The sequence below is a fragment of the Methylobacterium sp. C33D genome, from assembly GCF_053345825.1.
Map to the genome: position 1 here is coordinate 1 of NZ_JBKFAV010000024.1, position 19,915 is coordinate 19,915.

23 protein-coding genes are annotated in these 19,915 nt (G+C 72.1%); 11 read left to right on the plus strand and 12 right to left on the minus strand.

Features of this window, described 5'->3' with window-relative positions:
- From ACLBXO_RS19280 to ACLBXO_RS19320, 9 genes are all read right to left on the minus strand, one after another.
- On the minus strand, positions 1-519 hold a 519-nt coding region (locus tag ACLBXO_RS19280; RefSeq protein ID WP_447686358.1), incomplete at its 3' end, for a CBS domain-containing protein.
- A 36-nt stretch (positions 520-555) separates the two neighbouring features.
- Positions 556-1,035 carry an rRNA maturation RNase YbeY gene (gene ybeY / locus ACLBXO_RS19285; protein ID WP_447686410.1) on the minus strand — a complete coding sequence of 160 codons (480 nt, stop codon included), beginning with the start codon at positions 1,033-1,035 and terminating at the stop codon, positions 556-558.
- A gap of 2 nt (positions 1,036-1,037) precedes the next feature.
- The gene (locus tag ACLBXO_RS19290; protein ID WP_447686359.1) at positions 1,038-2,144 is read right to left on the minus strand and encodes a PhoH family protein; all 1,107 of its coding nucleotides are present in this window, start codon (positions 2,142-2,144) and stop codon (positions 1,038-1,040) included.
- A gap of 37 nt (positions 2,145-2,181) precedes the next feature.
- Positions 2,182-3,519: a tRNA (N6-isopentenyl adenosine(37)-C2)-methylthiotransferase MiaB gene (gene miaB / locus ACLBXO_RS19295; RefSeq protein WP_447686360.1), complete on the minus strand. Its 1,338-nt coding sequence runs from the start codon at positions 3,517-3,519 to the stop codon at positions 2,182-2,184.
- A gap of 171 nt (positions 3,520-3,690) precedes the next feature.
- The gene (locus ACLBXO_RS19300) at positions 3,691-5,427 is read right to left on the minus strand and encodes an L-lactate permease (RefSeq protein WP_331315149.1); all 1,737 of its coding nucleotides are present in this window, start codon (positions 5,425-5,427) and stop codon (positions 3,691-3,693) included.
- A 283-nt stretch (positions 5,428-5,710) separates the two neighbouring features.
- Positions 5,711-6,577 carry a lysophospholipid acyltransferase family protein gene (locus ACLBXO_RS19305; RefSeq protein ID WP_447686361.1) on the minus strand — a complete coding sequence of 289 codons (867 nt, stop codon included), beginning with the start codon at positions 6,575-6,577 and terminating at the stop codon, positions 5,711-5,713.
- 4 nt (positions 6,578-6,581) lie between these two features.
- Positions 6,582-7,097 (minus strand): GNAT family N-acetyltransferase, encoded by a 516-nt coding sequence (locus ACLBXO_RS19310; protein ID WP_012317649.1) that lies wholly within the window; start codon positions 7,095-7,097, stop codon positions 6,582-6,584.
- A complete protein-coding gene (tsaB, locus tag ACLBXO_RS19315) occupies positions 7,094-7,768 on the minus strand; it encodes a tRNA (adenosine(37)-N6)-threonylcarbamoyltransferase complex dimerization subunit type 1 TsaB (RefSeq protein ID WP_447686411.1) in 675 nt (224 codons plus the stop codon). Before tsaB ends, ACLBXO_RS19310 begins: the two co-directional genes overlap by 4 nt.
- Positions 7,769-8,064: 296 nt before the next feature.
- Positions 8,065-8,631: a NifU family protein gene (locus ACLBXO_RS19320; RefSeq protein ID WP_447686362.1), complete on the minus strand. Its 567-nt coding sequence runs from the start codon at positions 8,629-8,631 to the stop codon at positions 8,065-8,067.
- A gap of 183 nt (positions 8,632-8,814) precedes the next feature.
- Here ACLBXO_RS19320 and ACLBXO_RS19325 point away from each other — a divergent pair, with 183 nt between their 5' ends.
- From ACLBXO_RS19325 to ACLBXO_RS19340, 4 genes are all read left to right on the plus strand, one after another.
- Positions 8,815-9,258, plus strand: coding sequence for an atp-dependent helicase (locus ACLBXO_RS19325; protein WP_331315143.1), 444 nt, complete (start codon positions 8,815-8,817; stop codon positions 9,256-9,258).
- Between the two features lie 105 nt (positions 9,259-9,363).
- Entirely contained in the window at positions 9,364-9,837 is a 474-nt protein-coding gene (locus ACLBXO_RS19330; protein ID WP_447686363.1) for a DUF2934 domain-containing protein, read from the plus strand.
- A 153-nt stretch (positions 9,838-9,990) separates the two neighbouring features.
- Positions 9,991-10,656 (plus strand): HAD family hydrolase, encoded by a 666-nt coding sequence (locus ACLBXO_RS19335; protein WP_447686364.1) that lies wholly within the window; start codon positions 9,991-9,993, stop codon positions 10,654-10,656.
- Positions 10,657-10,846: 190 nt separating this feature from the next.
- Positions 10,847-11,053: a hypothetical protein gene (locus tag ACLBXO_RS19340; protein ID WP_331315139.1), complete on the plus strand. Its 207-nt coding sequence runs from the start codon at positions 10,847-10,849 to the stop codon at positions 11,051-11,053.
- Positions 11,054-11,068: 15 nt separating this feature from the next.
- Here the strand turns inward: ACLBXO_RS19340 and ACLBXO_RS19345 are convergent, their stop codons facing one another.
- The 3 genes from ACLBXO_RS19345 to ACLBXO_RS19355 all read right to left on the minus strand — a co-directional run bounded on the left by ACLBXO_RS19345 (position 11,069) and on the right by ACLBXO_RS19355 (position 12,316).
- Entirely contained in the window at positions 11,069-11,356 is a 288-nt protein-coding gene (locus ACLBXO_RS19345; protein ID WP_447686365.1) for a hypothetical protein, read from the minus strand.
- 104 nt (positions 11,357-11,460) lie between these two features.
- Entirely contained in the window at positions 11,461-11,766 is a 306-nt protein-coding gene (locus ACLBXO_RS19350) for a hypothetical protein (protein WP_447686366.1), read from the minus strand.
- A 169-nt stretch (positions 11,767-11,935) separates the two neighbouring features.
- Complete coding sequence (locus tag ACLBXO_RS19355; protein ID WP_331315134.1) at positions 11,936-12,316, minus strand: DUF6481 family protein; 381 nt, start codon at positions 12,314-12,316, stop codon at positions 11,936-11,938.
- Positions 12,317-13,090: 774 nt separating this feature from the next.
- Between ACLBXO_RS19355 and ACLBXO_RS19360 the strand changes: the two genes are divergently transcribed.
- The 7 genes from ACLBXO_RS19360 (at position 13,091) to ACLBXO_RS19390 (ending at position 19,909) form a co-directional block, all read left to right on the plus strand.
- The gene (locus ACLBXO_RS19360) at positions 13,091-13,285 is read left to right on the plus strand and encodes a DUF4089 domain-containing protein (protein WP_331315132.1); all 195 of its coding nucleotides are present in this window, start codon (positions 13,091-13,093) and stop codon (positions 13,283-13,285) included.
- Positions 13,282-14,682, plus strand: coding sequence for an AtzE family amidohydrolase (locus ACLBXO_RS19365; protein ID WP_447686367.1), 1,401 nt, complete (start codon positions 13,282-13,284; stop codon positions 14,680-14,682). Before ACLBXO_RS19360 ends, ACLBXO_RS19365 begins: the two co-directional genes overlap by 4 nt.
- Positions 14,679-15,062 (plus strand): oxalurate catabolism protein HpxZ, encoded by a 384-nt coding sequence (hpxZ, locus tag ACLBXO_RS19370; protein ID WP_447686368.1) that lies wholly within the window; start codon positions 14,679-14,681, stop codon positions 15,060-15,062. Before ACLBXO_RS19365 ends, hpxZ begins: the two co-directional genes overlap by 4 nt.
- Positions 15,063-15,170: 108 nt before the next feature.
- Positions 15,171-16,793 (plus strand): ABC transporter substrate-binding protein, encoded by a 1,623-nt coding sequence (locus tag ACLBXO_RS19375; RefSeq protein WP_331315130.1) that lies wholly within the window; start codon positions 15,171-15,173, stop codon positions 16,791-16,793.
- Positions 16,794-16,953: 160 nt separating this feature from the next.
- Positions 16,954-17,907 (plus strand): ABC transporter permease, encoded by a 954-nt coding sequence (locus ACLBXO_RS19380; RefSeq protein ID WP_331315128.1) that lies wholly within the window; start codon positions 16,954-16,956, stop codon positions 17,905-17,907.
- Between the two features lie 14 nt (positions 17,908-17,921).
- A complete protein-coding gene (locus tag ACLBXO_RS19385) occupies positions 17,922-18,857 on the plus strand; it encodes an ABC transporter permease (RefSeq protein ID WP_331315126.1) in 936 nt (311 codons plus the stop codon).
- The gene (locus tag ACLBXO_RS19390; protein WP_447686369.1) at positions 18,854-19,909 is read left to right on the plus strand and encodes an ABC transporter ATP-binding protein; all 1,056 of its coding nucleotides are present in this window, start codon (positions 18,854-18,856) and stop codon (positions 19,907-19,909) included. Before ACLBXO_RS19385 ends, ACLBXO_RS19390 begins: the two co-directional genes overlap by 4 nt.
- Positions 19,910-19,915: the final 6 nt, after the last annotated feature.

Consider the following 19,915-nt stretch of genomic DNA (forward strand, 5'->3'; position numbering starts at 1 on the left):
CCGGCGCGGGCGCGGCGCGGCCGGCGCGTCCGCCGCGCCGTCGACCGCGACCTCGACCGGCTTCGCGACGGCGGGCGCGCTGCGCCGGGCCGGCTCGGCCTTGGCGGCGATGTGGTCGACGAGATCGCGGATGTGGACCATGCCGCGGGGATCGTCGAGGGTCTCGCCGTAGACCGGCAGCCGGGAATGGCCGGCCGTGCGGAACAGCTTGAGCAACTCGCCGAGGCTGGTGTCGTTCGAGACGGCGACGATGTCGGCCCGGGGGACCATCACGTCGTCGACGCGCACCTTGTGCAGGCCGAGGACGTTCTTGAGCATGACGCGCTCGAGCGGGGTGAGGCCGCTCTCGCCGGCATCCGGCTCCGCCAGCGCCTCCTCAAGACCCTCGCGCAGGGAATCGCGCGGCTTGAGATGGAGCGCCTGGAGCAGGCGGTCGTACCAGGGCTCCCGGTGCTGGGAGTCGCCCTCGGTGGAACTGGGCGCGGCCAGGGCCGCGCCGCGACTTCGATCGTTGCTCATGTCTCTCGGGTCTGGGGTCGCTCGGACGTCGCGCGCTCAGGCATAGGGATCCGGGATGCCGAGGGTCGCGAGCGCCGCGACCTCGAGGGCTTCCATGGCATCGGCCTCGGCCTCGCCGATCTCGTGGTCCTGACCGAGACAATGCAGGGTGCCATGGACGAGGAGGTGGGCGAGGTGATTCTGGAGCGGCTTCGACTGCTCCGCACTCTCGCGCACCAGGGTCTCGTACGCAAGGACCACGTCGCCGAGGGGGGCGGCGGTCCCGGCATGCCGCGGCTGCGGGGCCGCCGGGAAGGACAGGACGTTGGTCGGCTTGTCCTTGCCGCGCCAGGTCCGGTTGAGCTCCTGGACGGCGGCATCGTCCGTCAAAAGGACGCTGACCTCGACGGGGCCGTCCGGACTCTCGGGGGCGACGGCGAGCCCGGCCTCGACGGCGCGGGTGACGAGGGCTTCGAGGTCCGGAACCGCCGCCTCCCAGCGCGCGTCCTCGACGGCGAGGTCGATCTCGTGGGGCACGGTCACGCCAGCGGCCGGCGGCGGGGATTCGGGTTGCGGTCGCCCTCCGCGCTGCCGTGGGCGGCGCTCTCGTAGGCGGTCACGATCCGGCGGACGAGGTCGTGGCGGACCACGTCGACGTCCTTGAACCGCACGTGCCCGATCCCCTCGACGCCCTCCAGCACGCTGACCGCTTCCACGAGCCCGGACTTCTGGCCCGGCGGCAGATCGATCTGGCTCGGATCGCCGGTGACGATCATGCGCGAGCCCTCGCCCAGGCGGGTGAGGAACATCTTCATCTGCATGGAGGTGGTGTTCTGCGCCTCGTCGAGCAGCACCACCGCGTTGGTGAGGGTCCGGCCGCGCATGAAGGCGAGCGGCGCGATCTCGATCTGGCCGGTCTGGAGGCCGCGGTCGACGTGGCGGGCCTCCATGAAGTCGTAGAGGGCGTCGTAGATCGGCCGCAGGTACGGGTCGACCTTCTCGCGCATGTCGCCCGGCAGGAAGCCCAGGCGCTCGCCGGCCTCGACCGCGGGCCGCGACAGGATCAGGCGCTCGGCATGGCCCTGCTCCAGGAGCGACACGGCGTGGCCGACCGCGAGCCAGGTCTTGCCGGTCCCGGCCGGGCCCTCGGCGAAGACCAGCTCGTTGGTGCGCAGGAGCTTGATGTAGGCGTCCTGCGCGGGGTTGCGCGCCCGCACGGCCCCGCGCTTGCGGGTGGCGATCTGCTCGAAATGCGGCTTGTCGGCCTCGGCCGCGATGACCTCGGCCGGGAACAGGGTCGCCTGCGCGGTGGCCTCGCGGATGGCGCCGTCCACGTCGCCGAGGGTCAGGGTGCTGCCGCCGGTCCGGACCCGGGCGTAGAGCTTCTGGAAGACCCGCCGCGCCGTCTCGGCGGCGTCGGCCGGCCCCTTGATGACGAGGTGGTTCCCGAGCGCGGTGGCGGTGATCTCGAGCCGGCGCTCGATATGGGCGACGTTCTGGTCGTACTGCCCGAAGACGAGGCTCGCGAGGCGGTTGTCGTCGAAGGTCAGCGGCACCTCGACCGCCTCGTCCGACCCGGTCGGCCGCGCCGCCGGGCCGCGCCCCCGGAGCGCGCCGCGCGCGCCCGCACCGTCCGACGCGCTCAAGCCGCCATCCTCGCCATCATCCCGACCGCTCCGCTCCTCACGCCGCCGCAGCCTCGGACACCAGTTCCCCGAACAGGCTGTTGGACCCCGCCTCGGTGATCCGCACCGGCACGACCTGCCCGATATGGTGTGGCGCGGCGTCGAACTGGACGGCCAGCAGGTGCGGCGTCTTGCCCGCGACCTGGCCGGGATGCCGCCCGGGCTTCTCCACCAGCACGTCGAAGACCCGTCCCGCGGCCGCCCGCTGGTAGGCGTGGCGCTGGCTGTCGAGGAGCGCCTGCAGTTCGGCGAGCCGGGCCGCCATCACGGCCTCCGGCACCTGATCGGTGCGGTCGGCGGCCGGCGTGCCGGGGCGCGTGCTGTACTTGAACGAGAACGCGCTCTCGAACCCGACGCCGCGCACGAGCCGCAGGGTCTCGGCGAAGTCCGCGTCGGTCTCGCCGGGGAAGCCGACGATGAAGTCGGACGAGAGGGCGATGTCGGGCCGGGCGGCCCGGATCCGGTCGATCAGCCGGCGGTACTGGTCGCCGGTGTGCCTGCGGTTCATCGCGGCGAGGATGCGGTCGGAGCCCGACTGCACCGGCAGGTGCAGGTAGGGCATCAGCGCCGGCACCTCGGCGTGGGCCCGGATCAGGGCGTCGTCGAAATCGTTCGGGTGGCTCGTCGTGTAGCGGATCCGCGCGATGCCGGGGATCTTCGCCACCGCGCGCACCAGCTCCGCGAGGCCCGCGGGCGCGCCGTCGGGGCCGTCGCCGTGGTAGGCGTTGACGTTCTGGCCGATGAGCGTCACCTCGCGGACGCCCCCGTCGGCGAGCTTCTCGGCCTCGGCGAGCACCGCCGCCACGGAGCGCGAGACCTCCGCGCCCCGCGTGTAGGGGACCACGCAGAAGGCGCAGAACTTGTCGCAGCCCTCCTGCACGGTCAGGAAGGCCGACGCCCCGAGGGTCCGCCGGCGGGGCAGGTGGTCGAACTTGTCCTCGACCGGGAACTCGGTGTCGACGACGCGGCGCTCGCGGGAGCGGGCCAGCAGGTCCGGCAGGCGGTGGTAGCTCTGGGGGCCGACCACCACGTCGACGGCGGGCTGGCGCGCCTGGATCTCGGCGCCCTCGGCCTGGGCGACGCAGCCGGCCACCACGATGCGCGTGTCGAGGCCCCGCGCTTTCCGCTCGCCCTTGAGCACGCGCAGGCGGCCGAGCTCGGAATAGACCTTCTCGGCGGCCTTCTCGCGGATGTGGCAGGTGTTGAGGACGACGACGTCCGCGTCCTCGACCGTGTCGGTCGCCGTGTAGCCCTCAGCGCCGAGAACGTCGGCCATGCGGGCCGCGTCGTAGGCGTTCATCTGGCAACCGTAGGATTTGACGTAGGCCTTCTTCAACGCGCGCCGTCCCGAACCGATCCGCCCAACTCCGCGCCGGGCCCGCGGGGACGGGGCCGGCCGGTGGCCTGTAGCACGCTTCGCGCGGGCCGTCGCGGCTCCGCCGAGACGCGACCGGCCGCCCGTGGGCGGCCGGCGCATGGCTCCCGGGGGGAGACTCCCCGGGCCGTCTCAGTGGGCCGCGGGGGCCGCGGCGGGCAGGTCGATCACCATGTGCTGGAAGAACGGCACGTAGGCCTGCAGCATGACGAACAGGCCGACGAGGCAGGCCAGCGCGATCGAGTGCCAGAACACGAACCGCAGGATCTTGCCTTCCTGGCCGAAATAGCCGGTGGCCGTCGAGGCGACGACGATCGACTGGGCGTCGATCATCTTGCCCATCACGCCGCCCGACGAGTTCGCCGCCGCCATCAGCACGCCCGAGAGGCCGAGCTGCTCGGAGGTGATCCGCTGCAGGCCCCCGAACAGCACGTTCGAGGCCGTGTCCGAGCCCGTGAGCGCGACGCCCAGCCAGCCGAGCAGCGTCCCGAAGAACGGGTAGAGGATGCCGGTGCCGGCGAAGGCGAGGCCGAGGGTGGCGTCGACGCCCGCGTAGCGGGTGAGGACGCCGAGCGCGAGCATCGCCGAGATGGTGATCAGCGAGTAGCGCAGGGCCCAGATGGTCTCGAAGTAGGCCGTCACGAGGCGCAGCGGCGAGAACCGCATGATCAGGCCGGAGATGATCGCGGCGATCAGCACGCCGGTGCCCGTGTAGGACATGTAGGTGAACAGGAAGACCGCGCCCTCGGGGCTGGGCTTGGCCACGACCGGCGGCACCTTCATGATCACGTTGTGCAGGCCCGGCACCTCGTACTTCCACGTGAAGAGCGGGTTGACGATGCCCTTGAACCAGCCGGTTCCCCAGATCGCCACGATCACCGAGAGGACGATCCACGGGACCCAGGCCATCAGGATCTCGCCCTGCGAGGCGGTGCGGGCGCCGACATGGACAGGGGGCGTGCCGGGCACGCCGGCACCGAGCGCCACGGGCCGCGGACCGGCGACGGCGAGCGACGGATCGTGGCCGCGCAGGGCCGGCGAGGACCAGATCTCCCGGGGCTGCCAGACCTTGAGGAACAGCACGAGGGCCAGCATCGAGACGAGCGAGGCGCCGATATCGACGATCCACGGATTCACGTAGTTCGAGATCAGGAACTGCGCGACCGCGAAGGAGGCGCCGCAGACCAGGATCGGCGGCCACACCCGGATCATGCCGCGGAAGCCGGCGAACACCCAGATCAGCCAGAACGGCACGATCAGCGAGAACAGGGGCAGCTGCCGGCCGATCATCGCGCCGAGGATCTCGGGCGGGTAGCCGGTCACCGACGCCAGCCCCTGGATCGGCGCGCCGAGCGCCCCGAAGGCCACCGGGGCGGTGTTGGCGATGAGCGACAGGCCCGAGGCGGCGAGCGGCGAGAAGCCCAGGCCGATCAGGATCGCGCCCGTGACGGCGACCGGGGTGCCGAACCCGCCCGCGCCCTCGAAGAAGGCGCCGAACGCGAAGGCCACCAGGAGCAGCTGGAGTCGGCGATCCGCGGTGATGCCGGCCACCGATTGCTGCAGGATCGCGAACCAGCCCTTCTCCACGGTGAGCCGGTAGAGGAAGATGACGTTGAGGATGATCCAGCCGATCGGGAAGAAGCCCGTGACCATCCCGAGGATGGCGGCGCGGGTGGCGAGGTCGGTCGGCATGCCGAAGCCGACGATGGCCACCAGCATGGCGAGGCCGAGGGCGATGACGGCCGCGATATGGGCCTTCACGCGCCCGCTGGCGATCATGGCGAGCAGTGCGATGACCGGCACTGAAGCGGCGAGCGTCGAGAGCCACGGGCTCCCGAACGGATCGTAAACCTGGTTCCAGGTTTGCACGCGGCGTCCTCCACAAGTCCCGTCTGTTCCGGGTTGCGGCCTAGCTAGCAGAGGCGTTCCGACCGCTCAATGCGTTGCATCATGTATTCTGGCGGTGAGTTCTACACATTACTCTTGCGCGGATCGCCGGATCGACCCGGTGCGACAGCGTTCTCCCGGCGGTGTGCGGATCTGACCCGTCCGGCGCAGGCATACATTCATGGCCCGAGACCGGTCTCCGCGCCGGGCCAGGATCTCAGTCCTCGCGACGGGCGCGGAGCGCGGCCGCCGCCGCCCCGGCCGTTCAGACCGGGGCGATCTCGGGTCCCTGAAGACCGATCCCCGGGGCCGCCGGCCGCGCGTCCGGTGCCGGCACGGTCCCGGCGCCGGTGCCGGCACCCCGCAGGGCGGCTCGCACCTCGGCCTCGGCGGCCGCCGTGGCGGCTTTCCGGTCGGTGGTCGCCTCGAAGGGGATCGGCGCCCCCCAGGTGACGTGCACGTCGATGGGGCCGCCCTGCACGAAGGCCGCGAGGTGCGGCACCAGCTCCATGTCGCCGTACCACGCGATCTCGGTGCGCTCGGCCCGCGTCACCGGCAGGCCGTTGCGCCTCGGATAGGCGATGGCGAGCGGCTGGAGGCGCACCCGGCCGCGGCCGGCCTCGGCCTGCAGCGCCGCGCGGGCCGCGCCCACGAGGGACGAGCGGAACGGCAGGAGCCGTGTGCCGTCGCCGGTGGTCCCCTCGGCGAACAGGACGACCAGCTCCCCCTCGGCGAGGCGGTGGCCCATGGCGGTGCTGACGGTGGCGGTCGCGCCGCGCCGCTGCCGGTCGATGTAGATCGTCCGCTGCAGCCCGGCGAGGGTGCCGATCAGCGGCCACCCGGCGATCTCGGACTTCGCCACGAAGGAGAGCGGCCGCAGCGAACCCACCGCGATGATGTCGAGCCACGAGACGTGGTTGGCGAGCACCAGCGCGGCCTCGCCGGAGGCCGGGGGCGTCCCGCTCTGCGTGACCCGCACCCCGAACAGGCGCAGGAAGACGCGGTGGAACAGGATCGGCGCCAGGGTGGCGCGGCGGCCCAGGAGCCGCAGGGCGATCCAGTGAGGCGGTCCCAGCACCGCGAAGGCGAGGGCGAGGGCCGCGACCCGCCAGGCGATGCCGAGGCGGCTCACGGCGTCACAGGTCGGCGCTCATCGTCAGCGCGGTCGCCCGGCTGCCGTCGGCCTTGAGATAGTAGCCGGTGCGCGACCCCACCTGCCGGAAGCCGTGGCGGGCGTAGAGCCGCAGGGCGGGGGCGTTGCCCTCGTCGACCTCCAGATGCACCCGGGCGACGCCGTCGAGGGCGAGGCTCGCGAGGTGCTCGCGGAGCAGCTTGCGGCTGTGGCCGCCGCCGCGCAGCGCCGGGGACAGCACGACCGTCAGGATCTCGGCCTCGTCGGCGGCCCGGCGCGAGAGCACGAAACCCTGGAGTACGCCCGCGCGCCAGAGGGCGTGCGCGTGGGTCGAGCGCTCGCAGAGCATGCGCTCGAACTCGTGCGCGTCCCAGGGCCGCGCGAAGGCGGTGGCGTGGAGACGGGCGAGGGCCGGGGCCTGCGCGGCGTCGCGGAGCGGGGCGACGTAGGGCTCGGGGGTGAGCGCGTCCCACCACGCGAACCACCAGTCGAAGGGCCAGAAGGGCAGCGGCCGCGTCATCGCCGTGCGATCCGCGCGTGGTCCTGCGGCCGGGCATCCGGCCCGCGCAGGTAGAGGGGCCGGGCCAGCGCCTGCGCCGGGTCGGCGACGAGACCGAGGGAGGCCACGGCCGCGATATCGGGACCGCCGACATGGGCGACGCGCGCCGCGACGCCGCGCGCCGCGAGCGCGGCGGCCAGCATCGGCGCCCCGGAGCCGGTCAGCACCACCGGGCCGGCGCCCAGCTGCTCGGCCGCCGCCTCGACGGCGAGATGCGCGGGGGCGAGGCCGTCACCCGGTCCCAGAGCCTGCACGTAGACGGCACCGTGGCGGGCGTCGATCACCGCGGCGATCGTGCCCTCGACGGTCTCGGCCAGGAGCGGCGCGAGGAGGGCCGAGAGGGTGCCGACGCCGACGACCGGCTTGCCGGTCGACAGGCCGATGGCGCGGGCCGCCGACAGGCCGACCCGCAACCCGGTATAGCTGCCCGGCCCGACCGTCACGGCGACCCGGTCGATCGCCTCAAATCCGCCCTCGACCCGGGCGATCACCCGCTCGATCAGCGGCAGCAGGGATTCCGCGTGGCCGCGCGCCATGGGCAGCGCCTCGGCGGCGAGGGGCGCCTCGGATTCCTCCGCCATGACGCAGGCGGCGCAGGTGTCCAGCGCTGTGTCGATGGCCAGGATACGCACGCTCACTCCCACAAGCCGGTCCGAACCGGCCGTTGCCCCCCTGCGCCGCGAAGGGCGCGAAGAGTCTCCAGCGTTAGAGCAAAACCGGCGCCTCGTCAGCGGCGGGGCACCGTCACCGAGCGGATCACCGGTGGAGTGTTGCCGGCCTGCGCCGGTGCGCGACCGTCCCCGATCGCCGGGCCACCGCACCGGCCACGAGCGCCTCGGCGGGACCTTGCCCCCGCGGGGCGCGCGGCGATTTGGCGGGGCCATACCGCGCGGCATGGCCCCTCACGCCGCCGCGCGGATCCGGTCCCTCAGATCGCCTGAACCTCGCGGATCTCCGGCAGGAAGTGCCGGAACAGGTTCTGCACGCCGTGCCGGAGGGTCGCCGTGGAGGACGGGCAGCCGGAGCAGGCTCCCTTCATCTCCAGGTAGACCACCCCTTCCTTATACCCCCGGAAGGTGATGTCGCCGCCGTCGCCCGCCACCGCCGGGCGAACCCGGGTCTCGAGCAGGTCCTTGATGGTGACGACGGTGTCGTGGTCCGCCTCGTCGTAGAACTCGTCGCCCGGCTCGATCTCGCCCTGGCCGCCCTCGGCCATCACGGGCGCGCCGGACTGGAAGTGCTCCATGATCGCGCCGAGCACCGCCGGCTTGACCTGCGCCCAGTCCGAGCCGTCCTCGGCCTTGGTCACCGAGATGAAGTCGTGGCCGAAATAGACGCCCGCCACGCCCGGGACGGTGAACAGAGCCGCGGCCAGGGGCGACCGGGCGGCCGCCTCGGCGTCCCGCGCCTCGAAGCTCGATTCCGCCAGCACGACGCGGCCGGGCAGGAACTTCAGGGTAGCCGGGTTCGGCGTGGCTTCGGTCTGGATGAACATGGTGGCGATACTCCGCTGCGCCGGTTCAAGGCCGGCCGGGACAGGCGCCCGGGGCGCCGCCTTCCATGTGGACCGGCAAGCGGATTTTCTCAACCTGTCGCCCGGTGTCGCCGGCCCGCGAGAGTGGACATTCGGGCGGCGGCGCGACAGGACGGGCGCCATCAAACGCCAGAGGAGCCGGCAGTGGACGTGACCGCGGACCAGACCCTCGCGCAGGAGTTGCTTAAGGATCTTCGCGAGGCCCAAGCCAAGCTGGACGCGGCGCGGGCGGAGGCGGCCTCCCTCAAGGTCCTGCTCGCGCTGCGCACGCACCAGCACGACCAGGCCTGGCAGGAGGGTCAGCGCCTCGCCGCGGCGCTCGCGGAGGCGCAGGCCGTCGCCGAGGCGGATACCCGGGTGAGCGCGGCCGCGGCCGAGGCCGTGGCGATGGCCGACGAGCGCACGGAGGCGGTCCGGGCCGTCCTCGGCGCGGTTCTCGCCAGTATCGGGCACCGGGCCCTCGACCGGCGCCGGTTCCAGGAGATGATCGCCCGGGCCGGCCGCGAGGCGCCGGATCAGGGGCCGGGCGCGGCCCGCCACGCGGTGCTCCTGACCGAGGCGCGGCGGGTTCTGGGGATCGCCGAGTAGGCCGCCCGGACGCGCGCGCTCGCCACCGGTCGCCGGCGGCAGGGTTAACCGACGCTTAACCCGGCTCTCCCATCGTCGTCCCGGGACGGACAGGAGATCGACCGCATGCTGATCAGCGAGCACCACGTGCGCGAGTGCGCCTACTACATCTGGGAGAGCGAGGGCCGGATCCACGGGCACGCTGCCGCCCACTGGCTCCGTGCCGAGGCCGAGCTGCACGCCAACGCGCTGCTCGCTGCCGCAGCGTCCGAGACGGTCGAGTCCGCCGCGAAAGCCGCGCCGGCCGAGATTGCTGCCAAGACGGCGACCAAGGCGGCTGCCAAGCCCACCGCCAAGGCGGCTGCCAAGCCCGCCGCGCCGAAGGCCGCCGCCGCCAAGCCTGTCGCCGCCAAGCCTGTCGCCGCCAAGCCGGCGGCCGACAAGACTGCGGCCGACAAGCCCGCCACCGTGAAGGCCGCCACCGTGAAGGCCGCCGCGAAGCCGGCGGCCCCGAAGCCGGCCCGCGCCTCCAAGGCGGCGGTGACCGCCGGCCTCGCCGCCAAGGCGAAGCCGGCCCGGACCCCGGCCTCCATGCACTGACGGCCGGCGCCCCGGCGCCGCCGCTGACTTTCCCGAAGCCCGCCCCTCGCGCAGGGGCGGGCTTCCGTCGTTCAAGGGACCGGAGCGGAACAGGCCGGGCGCCGGCAGGTTGTCCGGCCTGATGCGGGCGCCTGGCTCCGCGACGGGGCTGCGATGCGCGCGGTGATCTTCGACATCGACGGGACTCTGCTCGACAGCGTCGACCTGCATGCCCGTGCCTGGGTGGAGGCCTTCGCGCAGTTCGGCGTGCGGACCGACTTCGCCGAGGTCCGCCGGCAGATCGGCAAGGGCGGCGACGAGCTGATGCCGGTCTTCCTGTCGGAGGAGCGGGTCGCGCGGGAGGGCGAGACGATCGAGGCCTACCGCTCGGACCTGTTCAAGCGGCGCTACCTCCCGGACGTCCGGCCATTCTCCGGTGTCCGGCCGCTGTTCGAGCACATCCGCTCCGCCGGCCTGAAGATCGCGCTCGCCTCATCCGGAAAGCGGTCCGAGGTCGAGCACTACACCGAGATCCTCGGGATCGGCGACCTCGTCGACGTCGCCACCAGCTCGGACGACGCGGACCGGTCCAAGCCGCATCCCGACATCTTCGAGGCCGCCCTGCAGAAGCTCGACGGCGTACCGCCCGACGCGATCATCGTCGTCGGCGACACCCCTTACGACGCCGAGGCCGCCGCCAAGGCGGGCCTGCGCACCGTCGGCCTCCTGTGCGGCGGCTTCCCGGAGGCGGATCTGAGGGCCGCCGGCTGCGTGGCGATCTTCCGGGACCCGCAGGACCTGCTCGACCGATTCGCGCAGTCGCCGCTGGCGGACCGTTGAGCGGCCGACCGGCAAGCGGATTCCGCGACCGGCCCGATGCCGTCCACACTTTACCCGCCACGCTGTGGCCGCGCGGTGACGCGGAGTGATGCCGGCTACGTATTCGCGCGAAAGGGACTGGTGTCCGTCGATCGAAAGGCGTAGCGAGCCGCCCGCCAATCTGGATTCCTTCGAAGGACGAGCGCCTCGCATGCCCCAGACCCATCAGGCCGGCTCGGCACCGCGCTACGTACCGGCCGCCAAGACGCTGCCGGAGCAGATCGCCGATGCCGTGGAGAGCCGGTCGACACCGCTCAGCCACTTGCTGCGCCTGATGGCCGCCCTCGACGCCGAAGGCGGCCACGAGGCCCTGCGGACGCGGCTCCGTGCCCGGATCGGTGCGCCGCTCGACGCCTGACCGCGGCGTCGCGAATCAATTCCGCCGGTGCCGATGGCGCCGGCCACCGCGCTTCGCCGTTGGGGCGGCCGCCTTCGCGACGCGGTCCATGCAGGCGAAGTAGATGCGGCGCCCGATCTCCTCGAGTTCCAGACCCTGCGGGTTGGGCGCAGAGAAGACCTTCGCGCGGGCCTCGTTGCGGCACGCGGCATCCTCCGGGCTCCGGATCGGCGGCTCGGCGCGGGCGGTCCCGCAGGCCAGGGCCGAGGCGATCCAGGTCGCTGCGATGATCGATATTCGCGTGCTCGCCAGGGTACTCGACATACCGACGTTCGGACCTCACTCGCTCGGAACCGAGATAGAGCGTCTCGATCACCCGTGAAGCTTGGTCAGAGTGCTGGCTCCGGCGAAAAGCGTCGGCCCTCGCCTCAGGGCACGATCCAGAGGCACCGACCGCCGCCGGCGATGGTCAGGCATTCGTAGGGCGCGCCCCCGATCAGGGCCCGCTGCTCCACGGTGCCCACCGCGCTGCGCGGCATCCGACGGCAGCCGTCCTCCGAGGGTGCGGGCGCACCGCCGCCCGAGGCCGTATCGATCCGGCGGGCGGCGATCAGGGTCTCGCAGGCGATCACCGTATCGGCCCCCTGCGCGCGGGCGTCCCGGGGCGCGACGGCCAGCGGGAGGGCGGCGAGGATGAGCGCCGCGACGTGCGCGGGTCGGATTCGGGATCGCATCGCGGCCTCGGCTGCGCGCCGCACGGGCGCGTCGCGGTTCGGTCGCCCTCAACGCACCGCCGCGCGCCTTGGTTGCCGATGCCGGGGAACGGTACCGCCGACGCGACGACGCCCGCCTTTCGGGCGGGCGTCGCGGACGTCCGGGCTCGGATGAGCCGACGGTCCGCGCTCAGCGCTTGGTCTTGACCTTCGCCTTGCGGGCCGCGTAGCGCGCGTCGCGCTGGGCCTTCTTGGCGGCCAGGTCGGCCGACTTGCGCTCCTGCGCGGCGGCCAGCTCGGCGGCCTCGCGGGCGAGCTGGGCGGCGAGTTCCGCCTCCTCCCGCTGACGCTTCTCCTCGGCGGCCTTCCGCTCGGCGGCGATCCGGGCGGCCTCGCGCTCGCGGGCGCGCTCCTCGCGGGCCTTGGCGACTTCGGCGCGGGCCTTGGCCTTGGCGATCACCTCGGGGTCATCGACCGCGGGGCGTGCCTTGAACTTGGCCAGCAGGGCGGCCTTGGCGTTCTGCGAGTTCTGGCGACGGTCGTCGAAATTCCTGTAGTCGAATGCGCTCATCTGACCTTTCTCAGTTGGGTACGTCTCGCGTGTCGCGGGGACATCCGGCGGGGCCGGGCACGTACTGAGTCTGCCGGTCCCGACGCCATCCCCGCGCCCCGGAACCGCACCGATCCATCGGCTGTGCCGATGGTCCGACCCGAGCGCTCGGCCTGCGTCTGAACGCTCGGGTCGGACCATTGTTCGAAGATCGCAAAGCCCTTAATCAGAGCTTCACGCGAGATGCAATCGGCGAGACCTGCGCCGGCACGCGGCACAGCGACAATTCCGGGCCTCTCTGTAAGAGTTTCCACCGGCGATGCGGGAAAACCTCAGACGGCCGGCGCTCGCCTTGACCGACTGCACGCGGGCGACGTCGGCGCCGCGCTCTTGAGATAGGTCGTGGACCCGCCGCGGACAAGATTGGCGGGCGGCACCCGACCTCGCGCGGGCCGGCCGCATGCTCAACCGCCGTCGCTCCGCGCATCGACCTATTCTTGTATCACAAAGCAGACCTGCAAAATCGGCAGCAGATCCGTCGTGGAGACTTCGCGCGTCGGCGACGGCTACGCTCCGGCCGGCGGCGCGCGGGAATGCCCAGGATGTGACCATCCGCGATCGCCCAATTCTTGTGCACGCACCGGCGCGCGCCGCGAATCTGTCGCCGACGCACCCGCAGATGCCTATGATCTAGGCAGGCCGGCGGGGTGGCCGGCGCGGCGGCGCGACCGTCGACGGCACGGGGCCTGCTAGCCGACCCCCACCGCGCCCCGCGCGACCGGCTTGAGGAACGCCATGCCCGACACCCGTCCCCCGTTCGATCCCGAGAGCTACGCCGCGGCCGCGGCGGCCCTTCTCGGCCTTAGCCTCGATCCCGCGTGGATCGCGCCGGTGACCGCCAATCTGCGCGTCCTGGCGGCGGCGGCCGAGCTGGTGGAGAGCTTCCCGCTCGCCGACGAGATCGACGCGGCCCCGAGGTTCGAAGCGTGAGCGCGAGCGATCCCTCGACGGCAGCCGCGATCGCCGCAGCGATCGCGGCCGGCCGGACCACCGCGCGGGAGGTGGTGACGGCCGCGCTCGACCGGATCGGGCGCCTCGACGGCCGGGTCGGCGCCTTCACCGACGTGCTGTCCGCCCGCGCCCTGGCCCGGGCCGACGCGCAGGACGCCGCGCGCCGCGACGGGGCGTCGCCGGGCCCGCTGGCCGGCGTGCCGTTCGCGGTGAAGAACCTGATCGACGTGGACGGCCTGCCGACCCGCGCCGGATCGAAGATCAACCGGGAGCGGCCGCCGGCCGAGCGGGACGGTGCCCTCGTTCGGCGCCTGGAGGCGGCCGGAGCGATCCTCGTCGGCGCCCTCAACATGGGCGAGTACGCTTACGACTTCACCGGCGAGAACATCCACGACGGCGACGCCCACAACCCCCACGCCCTGGATCACATGACCGGCGGCTCGTCGGGCGGCTCGGGCGCGGCCATCGCCGCCGGGATGGTGCCGCTGACCCTGGGCTCCGACACGAACGGCTCGATCCGCGTCCCGGCCGCGTTCTGCGGCTGCTTCGGCCTCAAGCCGACCTACGGCCGACTGTCGCGCGCGGGGAGCTTCCCGTTCGTGGGCAGCCTGGACCATCTCGGGCCGATGGCCCGGAGCGTGACCGACCTCGCGCTCGCCTACGACGCCATGCAGGGCCCCGATCCGGACGACCCGGTCGCCGCGCGCCGCCCCGCCGAACCGGTCCTGAACCGGCTCGACGCGGGGATCGAAGGCCTGCGCGTCGCGGTGGCCGGCGGCCATTTCGCCCGCAACGGCGATCCGGAGGCCTTCGCGGCGGTGGCGCGCGCCGCCGAGGCGCTGGGCGCGCGGCGGACCGTCGAGCTGCCGGAGGCGCACCGCGCCCGCGCGGCCGCCTACCTGATCACCGCCGCGGAGGGCGCGACGCTCCACCTCGACCGTCTCCGCACCCGGCCGGGGGATTTCGACCCGGCGGTCCGCGACCGGCTGATCGCCGGGGCGATGATCCCGGCGCCCCACGTGGAGCGGGCGCAGCGCTTCCGCCGCTGGTACCGGGCACGGGTGCTGGAGCTGTTCGAGACCGTCGACGTGATCCTGGCCCCGGCCACGCCCTGCCGCGCGCCGAGGGGCGGCCAGACCCACTTCGTCCTCGACGGCGTGACGCTGCCGGTGCGCGCCAATATCGGCGTGTTCACGCAGCCGGTCTCCTTCATCGGCCTCCCGGTCGTCGCGGCGCCGATCCGCCTCGATGCCGGTCTGCCGCTGGGGGTCCAGATCATCGCCGCGCCCTGGCGCGAGGATCTCGTCCTGCGCGCGGCGCGCCATCTCGAACGGACCGGCGTCAGCACGGCGCCCATCGCGGAGCTTGCCCGATGATCATCGACGATCCCGCCGTGAAGGCCGAGGTCGAGGCCGCCTTCCGGGCCTACGAGACGGCGCTCACCACCAACGACGTCCCGACCCTGGAGGCGCTGTTCCGGGACGACCCGCTGACCATCCGCTACGGGATCGGCGAGAACCTCTACGGCATGGACGCGATCCGCGCCTTCCGCCGGGCCCGCTCCCCGGTGGGCCTGGAGCGGACCCTGGCGCGGACGCAGATCACCACCTACGGGCGCGACTTCGCCACCGCGATGACGCTGTTCACCCGCGCCAGCGCGCCGGGCAGGATCGGCCGCCAGAGCCAGACTTGGGCGCGCCTCCCGGAGGGCTGGCGGGTGGTGGCCGCCCACGTGAGCCTGATCGACGCCGGATAGGCGCAACCGGCCGGCGCCCCGGCGGCGGGGCGTGTGGCCGCGGGCTTGCATAAGGTCGAGCGTATTCCGCGCCGTCTGGCGCGGACCAACGCGAGTACCCGACCCAAGATGCTGTCCCGTCTGAGAAAAATCGGCGCCCGTGCGGCGCTGGCCGGCGCCCTGGCGCTCTCCGCGAGCACCGCTGCCCTCGCGCAGGGGACGCTGCGGATCGGCATGACCGCCTCCGACATCCCGCTGACCACCGGCCAGACCGACAACGGCGGCGAGGGCATGCGGTTCATGGGCTACACGGTCTATGACGGCCTCATCAACTGGGACCTGTCGAGCGCCGAACTCGCCTCCGACCTCGTGCCGGGGCTCGCCACCAGCTGGAGCGTCGACGCCACCGACAAGACCAAGTGGACCTTCAAGCTCCGTCCGGGCGTGAAATTCCACGACGGCTCGGACTTCACCGCCGACGCGGTGGTCTGGAACCTCGACAAGCTCCTGAAGCCCGACGCGCCGCAGTACGACCCGCGGCAGTCCGCGCAGGGCAAGACCCGCATCCCGGCGGTCGCGAGCTACCGGGTGGTCGATCCGCTGACCGTCGAGATCACCACCAAGGCCCCCGACGCGACGCTGCCCTACCAGATCGCCTGGATCATGATGTCGTCGCCGGCCCAGTGGGAGAAGCTCGGCAAGTCCTGGGACGCCTTCGCCAAGCAGCCCTCGGGCACCGGCCCGTGGAAGCTGACCCTGTTCGCCCCGCGCGAGCGCGCCGAGATGGTCCCGTTCAAGGAGTACTGGGACAAGGACCGCGTGCCGAAGCTCGACAAGCTCGTCCTGATCCCGCTGCCGGAGGCCAATGCCCGGACCGCGGCCCTGCGCTCCGGCCAAGTGGACTGGATCGAGGCGCCGGCACCGGATGCCGTCGCCTCGCTCAAGAGCGCCGGCTTCACCATCGTCACCAACGCCTACCCGCATAACTGGACGTGGCACCTGTCGCGCGTCGAGGGCTCGCCCTGGAACGACATCCGCGTCCGCAAGGCCGCGAACCTCGCCATCGACCGCGAGGGCCTGAAGGAGCTGCTCGGCGGCCTCGCGATCCCCGCCAAGGGCTTCATGCCGCCCGGTCACCAGTGGTTCGGCCACCCGACCTTCGACATCAAGTACGACCCCGACGCCGCCAAGAAGCTGCTGGCCGAGGCGGGCTACAGCCCGGCCAAGCCCCTGAAGCTCAAGGTCGCGATCTCGGCCTCCGGCTCGGGCCAGATGCAGCCGCTGCCGATGAACGAGTTCGTCCAGCAGAACCTCGCCGACGTGGGCATCCAGGTCGATTACGAGGTCGTGGAGTGGAACACGCTGATCAACATCTGGCGGGCCGGGGCCAAGGCCGACATCTCCCGCGGCGTCTCGGCGATCAACTACTCGTACTTCATCCAGGACCCGTTCACCGGCTTCATCCGCCACCTGCAGTGCAACTTCGCCCCGCCGAACGGCACGAACTGGGGGTATTACTGTGACCCGGCGATGGACAAGCTGTTCGATCAGGTCCGCAACACCTTCGACAAGGCCGAGCAGACGAAGGTCCTGGAGAAGGTCCACGAGAAGTACGTCGACGACGCGCTGTTCATCATGATCACGCACGACGTCAATCCGCGCGCGATGAGCCCCAAGGTGAAGGGCTTCGTCCAGGCGCAGAACTGGTTCCAGGACTTCTCGAAGATTACGATGGCGACGGCAGGGCGGTAGCGTAACGGGGCGCCTCTCTCCTTCCCCTTGTGGGGAGGAGCCGGAGGTGGGGGTGGTGCAGGATAGGGCGTTGCGGTGCCTCCTGAACCACCCCCACCCCTGACCCCTCCCCACAAGGGGGAGGGGACTATTCTCGGCTGAGTAGACAACAGGCCCTTGAATGCTGCTCTACATCCTCAAACGGCTGGTCTACGTGACGCCCGTGGCGTTCGGGGTCAGCGTCGTCTGCTTCCTCCTCGTCCACCTCGCGCCGGGCGATCCCCTGAGCGCGGTCCTGCCCGCCGACGCCACCCAGGCCACCATCGACGAGATGCGGTCCGCCTACGGCTTCGATAAGCCCCTGCCGGTCCAGTACCTGATCTGGCTCTGGCACGTGCTGCACGGCGATCTCGGCACCTCCATCGCCACCGGCCGCCCGGTGCTCAGTGAGGTCAGCCGCGCCGTGGTGAACTCGCTGATCCTCGCCTCGGTGGCGACCGTGATCGGCTTCACCTTCGGCACCCTGTTCGGCTTCGTGGCGGGCTATCACCGCAACTCGCTGGCCGACCGGGCCGCCTCGGCCGTGTCGGTCTTCGGCGTGAGCGTGCCGCACTACTGGCTCGGCATGGTGCTGGTGATCGTGTTCTCGGCCAATCTCGGCTGGCTGCCGCCGACCGGGGCCGGGCCCGACGGGTCCAGCAACTGGCGGCCCGATTTCGAGCACCTGCGGTACCTGATCCTGCCGGCGATCACGATGTCGGTCATCCCGATGGGCATCATCGCCCGCACGGTCCGGGCGCTGGTGGCCGACATCCTGTCCCAGGACTTCGTCGAGGCCCTGCGCGCCAAGGGCATGGACGAGCGCGGCGTGTTCCGCCACGTCGTGCGCAACGCCGCCCCGACGGCGCTCGCCATCATGGGCCTGCAGCTCGGCTACCTGCTCGGCGGCTCGATCCTGGTCGAGACCGTGTTCGCGTGGCCGGGCACCGGCTTCCTCCTCAACGCTGCGATCTTCCAGCGCGACCTGCCCCTGCTGCAGGGCTCGATCCTCGTGCTGGCGATGTTCTTCGTGGTCCTCAACCTGCTGGTGGACGTGATGCAGACCGCCCTCGACCCGCGCATCGAGCGCGCCTGAGCCGGAGCCCGACGATGACCGTTCCCGTCACCGCGGCCTCGGTGGCCCTCGACGGCGGCGTGCTCGCCGCCGAGGACGTCGCCCACGGGCCCGAGGCCGCCTTCGTCCCATCCCGCGGCTTCTGGGGCCATGTCGGCCACCGGCTCGTGCGCGACCCCGTCGCCATGGGCGCGGGCGCCGTGATCCTGATCGTCGTGCTGATCGCGATCCTCGCGCCGTGGATCACCCCGATGGACCCCTACAAGGGCTCCATGCTGCGCCGGCTCAAGCACGTCGGCGACGCCACCTACTGGCTCGGCTCGGACGAGCTCGGCCGCGACATGATCAGCCGGCTCATGCTGGGCTCGCGGCTGTCGCTGTTCATCGGCGTCACGCCGGTGCTGATCGCCTTCGTGATCGGCTCCGGGATCGGGATCCTGGCCGGCTACGTCGGCGGCTGGACCAACACGATCCTGATGCGCACGATCGACGTGTTCTTCGCCTTCCCGTCTGTGCTGCTGGCGATCGCGCTGTCCGGGGCGCTCGGCGCCGGCATCTTCAACTCGATCGTGTCGCTGACCTGCGTGTTCGTGCCCCAGATCGCCCGCGTCGCCGAGAGCGTCACCACGGGCATCCGCAAGCGCGACTACATCGACGCCGCCAAGCTGTCGGGCGCTTCGCCCCTGACGATCATGCGCGTGCAGGTGCTGGGCAACGTCGTCGGGCCGATCTTCGTCTACGCGACCAGCCTGATCTCGGTCTCGATGATCCTGGCCTCCGGCCTCTCGTTCCTCGGCCTCGGCGTGCGCCCGCCCGAGCCCGAATGGGGCCTGATGCTCAACACCCTGCGCACCGCGATCTACGTCAATCCGGTCGTGGCCGCCCTCCCGGGCGTCTGCATCTTCATCGTCTCGATCGCCTTCAACCTGTTCTCGGACGGGCTCCGGTCCGCCATGGAGATTCGCCAGTGAGCGTCATCCCGGACGCCCCCGACCCGTTCGCCCGCGACCGCGGCGGACCGGCCCAGCCGCTCCTGTCGGTCTCGGGCCTCGTCAAGCACTTCCCCGTCCGCAAGGCCGGGGGCAAGAAGCAGGTGGTCCGCGCGGTGGACGGCGTCGACTTCGACGTCCTCAAGGGCGAGACGCTCGGCATCGTCGGCGAGTCCGGCTGCGGGAAGTCGACCACCGCCAAGCTGCTCATGGGCCTGATCGAGCGCGATTCCGGCACGATGCTGTACGACGGCCAGCCGGTCGGCGAGCGCGCGATGCCCTGGCGCTCCTACCGCCGCCAGGCGCAGATGGTCTTCCAGGACAGCTACGCGTCGCTCAACCCGCGGATGACCGTCGAGCAGTCGATCGCCTTCGGCCCGAAGGTCAACGGCGTGCCCGCCCGGGAGGCGGTGGAGCGCGCCCGCGGGCTGCTCGCCCGGGTCGGGCTGGAGCCGAAGCGCTTCGCCGGCCGCTACCCGCACGAGATCTCCGGCGGCCAGCGCCAGCGCGTCAACATCGCCCGCTCGCTCGCCCTGGAGCCGCGGTTGGTGCTCCTCGACGAGGCGGTCTCGGCCCTCGACAAGTCGGTGGAGGCGCAGGTCCTGAACCTGCTCCTCGACCTCAAGGCCGAGTTCGGCCTGACCTACATCTTCATCAGCCACGACCTGAACGTCGTGCGCTTCATCTCCGACCGGGTGATGGTGATGTATCTCGGCCGGGTCTCCGAGATCGGCCCGTCCGACACGGTGCTCGACGCGCCGGCCCACCCCTACACCGAGGCGCTGCTCGCCTCGATGCCGTCGCTCGATCCCGACAACCGCACCCAGGCGGCGCTGCTCGCGGGCGACCCGCCGAACCCGATCGACCCGCCCTCGGGCTGCCACTTCCACCCGCGCTGCGCCCTGGCGGAGGATGTCTGCGGCCGGACGGAGCCGCCCCTCGACACGATCCGGCCGCTGCACCGCGTCGCGTGCCTTGCCCGCCAGCCGGGCTCCGGCCATTCCGCGGCGCCCGCGGGCGCGCTGGCAGCATGAGCACCC

Excerpts from the sequence above, each read along its gene's own strand:
- hpxZ (WP_447686368.1), top strand. The coding sequence starts at position 14,679 with ATGATCATCGACGATCCCGCCGTGAAGGCCGAGGTCGAGGCCGCCTTC.
- ACLBXO_RS19345 (WP_447686365.1), bottom strand. The coding sequence starts at position 11,356 with ATGTCGAGTACCCTGGCGAGCACGCGAATATCGATCATCGCAGCGACC.
- ACLBXO_RS19380 (WP_331315128.1), top strand. The coding sequence starts at position 16,954 with ATGCTGCTCTACATCCTCAAACGGCTGGTCTACGTGACGCCCGTGGCG.
- ACLBXO_RS19340 (WP_331315139.1), top strand. The coding sequence starts at position 10,847 with ATGCCCCAGACCCATCAGGCCGGCTCGGCACCGCGCTACGTACCGGCC.
- ACLBXO_RS19375 (WP_331315130.1), top strand. The coding sequence starts at position 15,171 with ATGCTGTCCCGTCTGAGAAAAATCGGCGCCCGTGCGGCGCTGGCCGGC.
- ACLBXO_RS19350 (WP_447686366.1), bottom strand. The coding sequence starts at position 11,766 with ATGCGATCCCGAATCCGACCCGCGCACGTCGCGGCGCTCATCCTCGCC.
- ACLBXO_RS19335 (WP_447686364.1), top strand. The coding sequence starts at position 9,991 with ATGCGCGCGGTGATCTTCGACATCGACGGGACTCTGCTCGACAGCGTC.
- ACLBXO_RS19385 (WP_331315126.1), top strand. The coding sequence starts at position 17,922 with ATGACCGTTCCCGTCACCGCGGCCTCGGTGGCCCTCGACGGCGGCGTG.
- ACLBXO_RS19310 (WP_012317649.1), bottom strand. The coding sequence starts at position 7,097 with ATGACGCGGCCGCTGCCCTTCTGGCCCTTCGACTGGTGGTTCGCGTGG.
- ACLBXO_RS19320 (WP_447686362.1), bottom strand. The coding sequence starts at position 8,631 with ATGTTCATCCAGACCGAAGCCACGCCGAACCCGGCTACCCTGAAGTTC.
- ACLBXO_RS19360 (WP_331315132.1), top strand. The coding sequence starts at position 13,091 with ATGCCCGACACCCGTCCCCCGTTCGATCCCGAGAGCTACGCCGCGGCC.
- ACLBXO_RS19330 (WP_447686363.1), top strand. The coding sequence starts at position 9,364 with ATGCTGATCAGCGAGCACCACGTGCGCGAGTGCGCCTACTACATCTGG.
- ACLBXO_RS19355 (WP_331315134.1), bottom strand. The coding sequence starts at position 12,316 with ATGAGCGCATTCGACTACAGGAATTTCGACGACCGTCGCCAGAACTCG.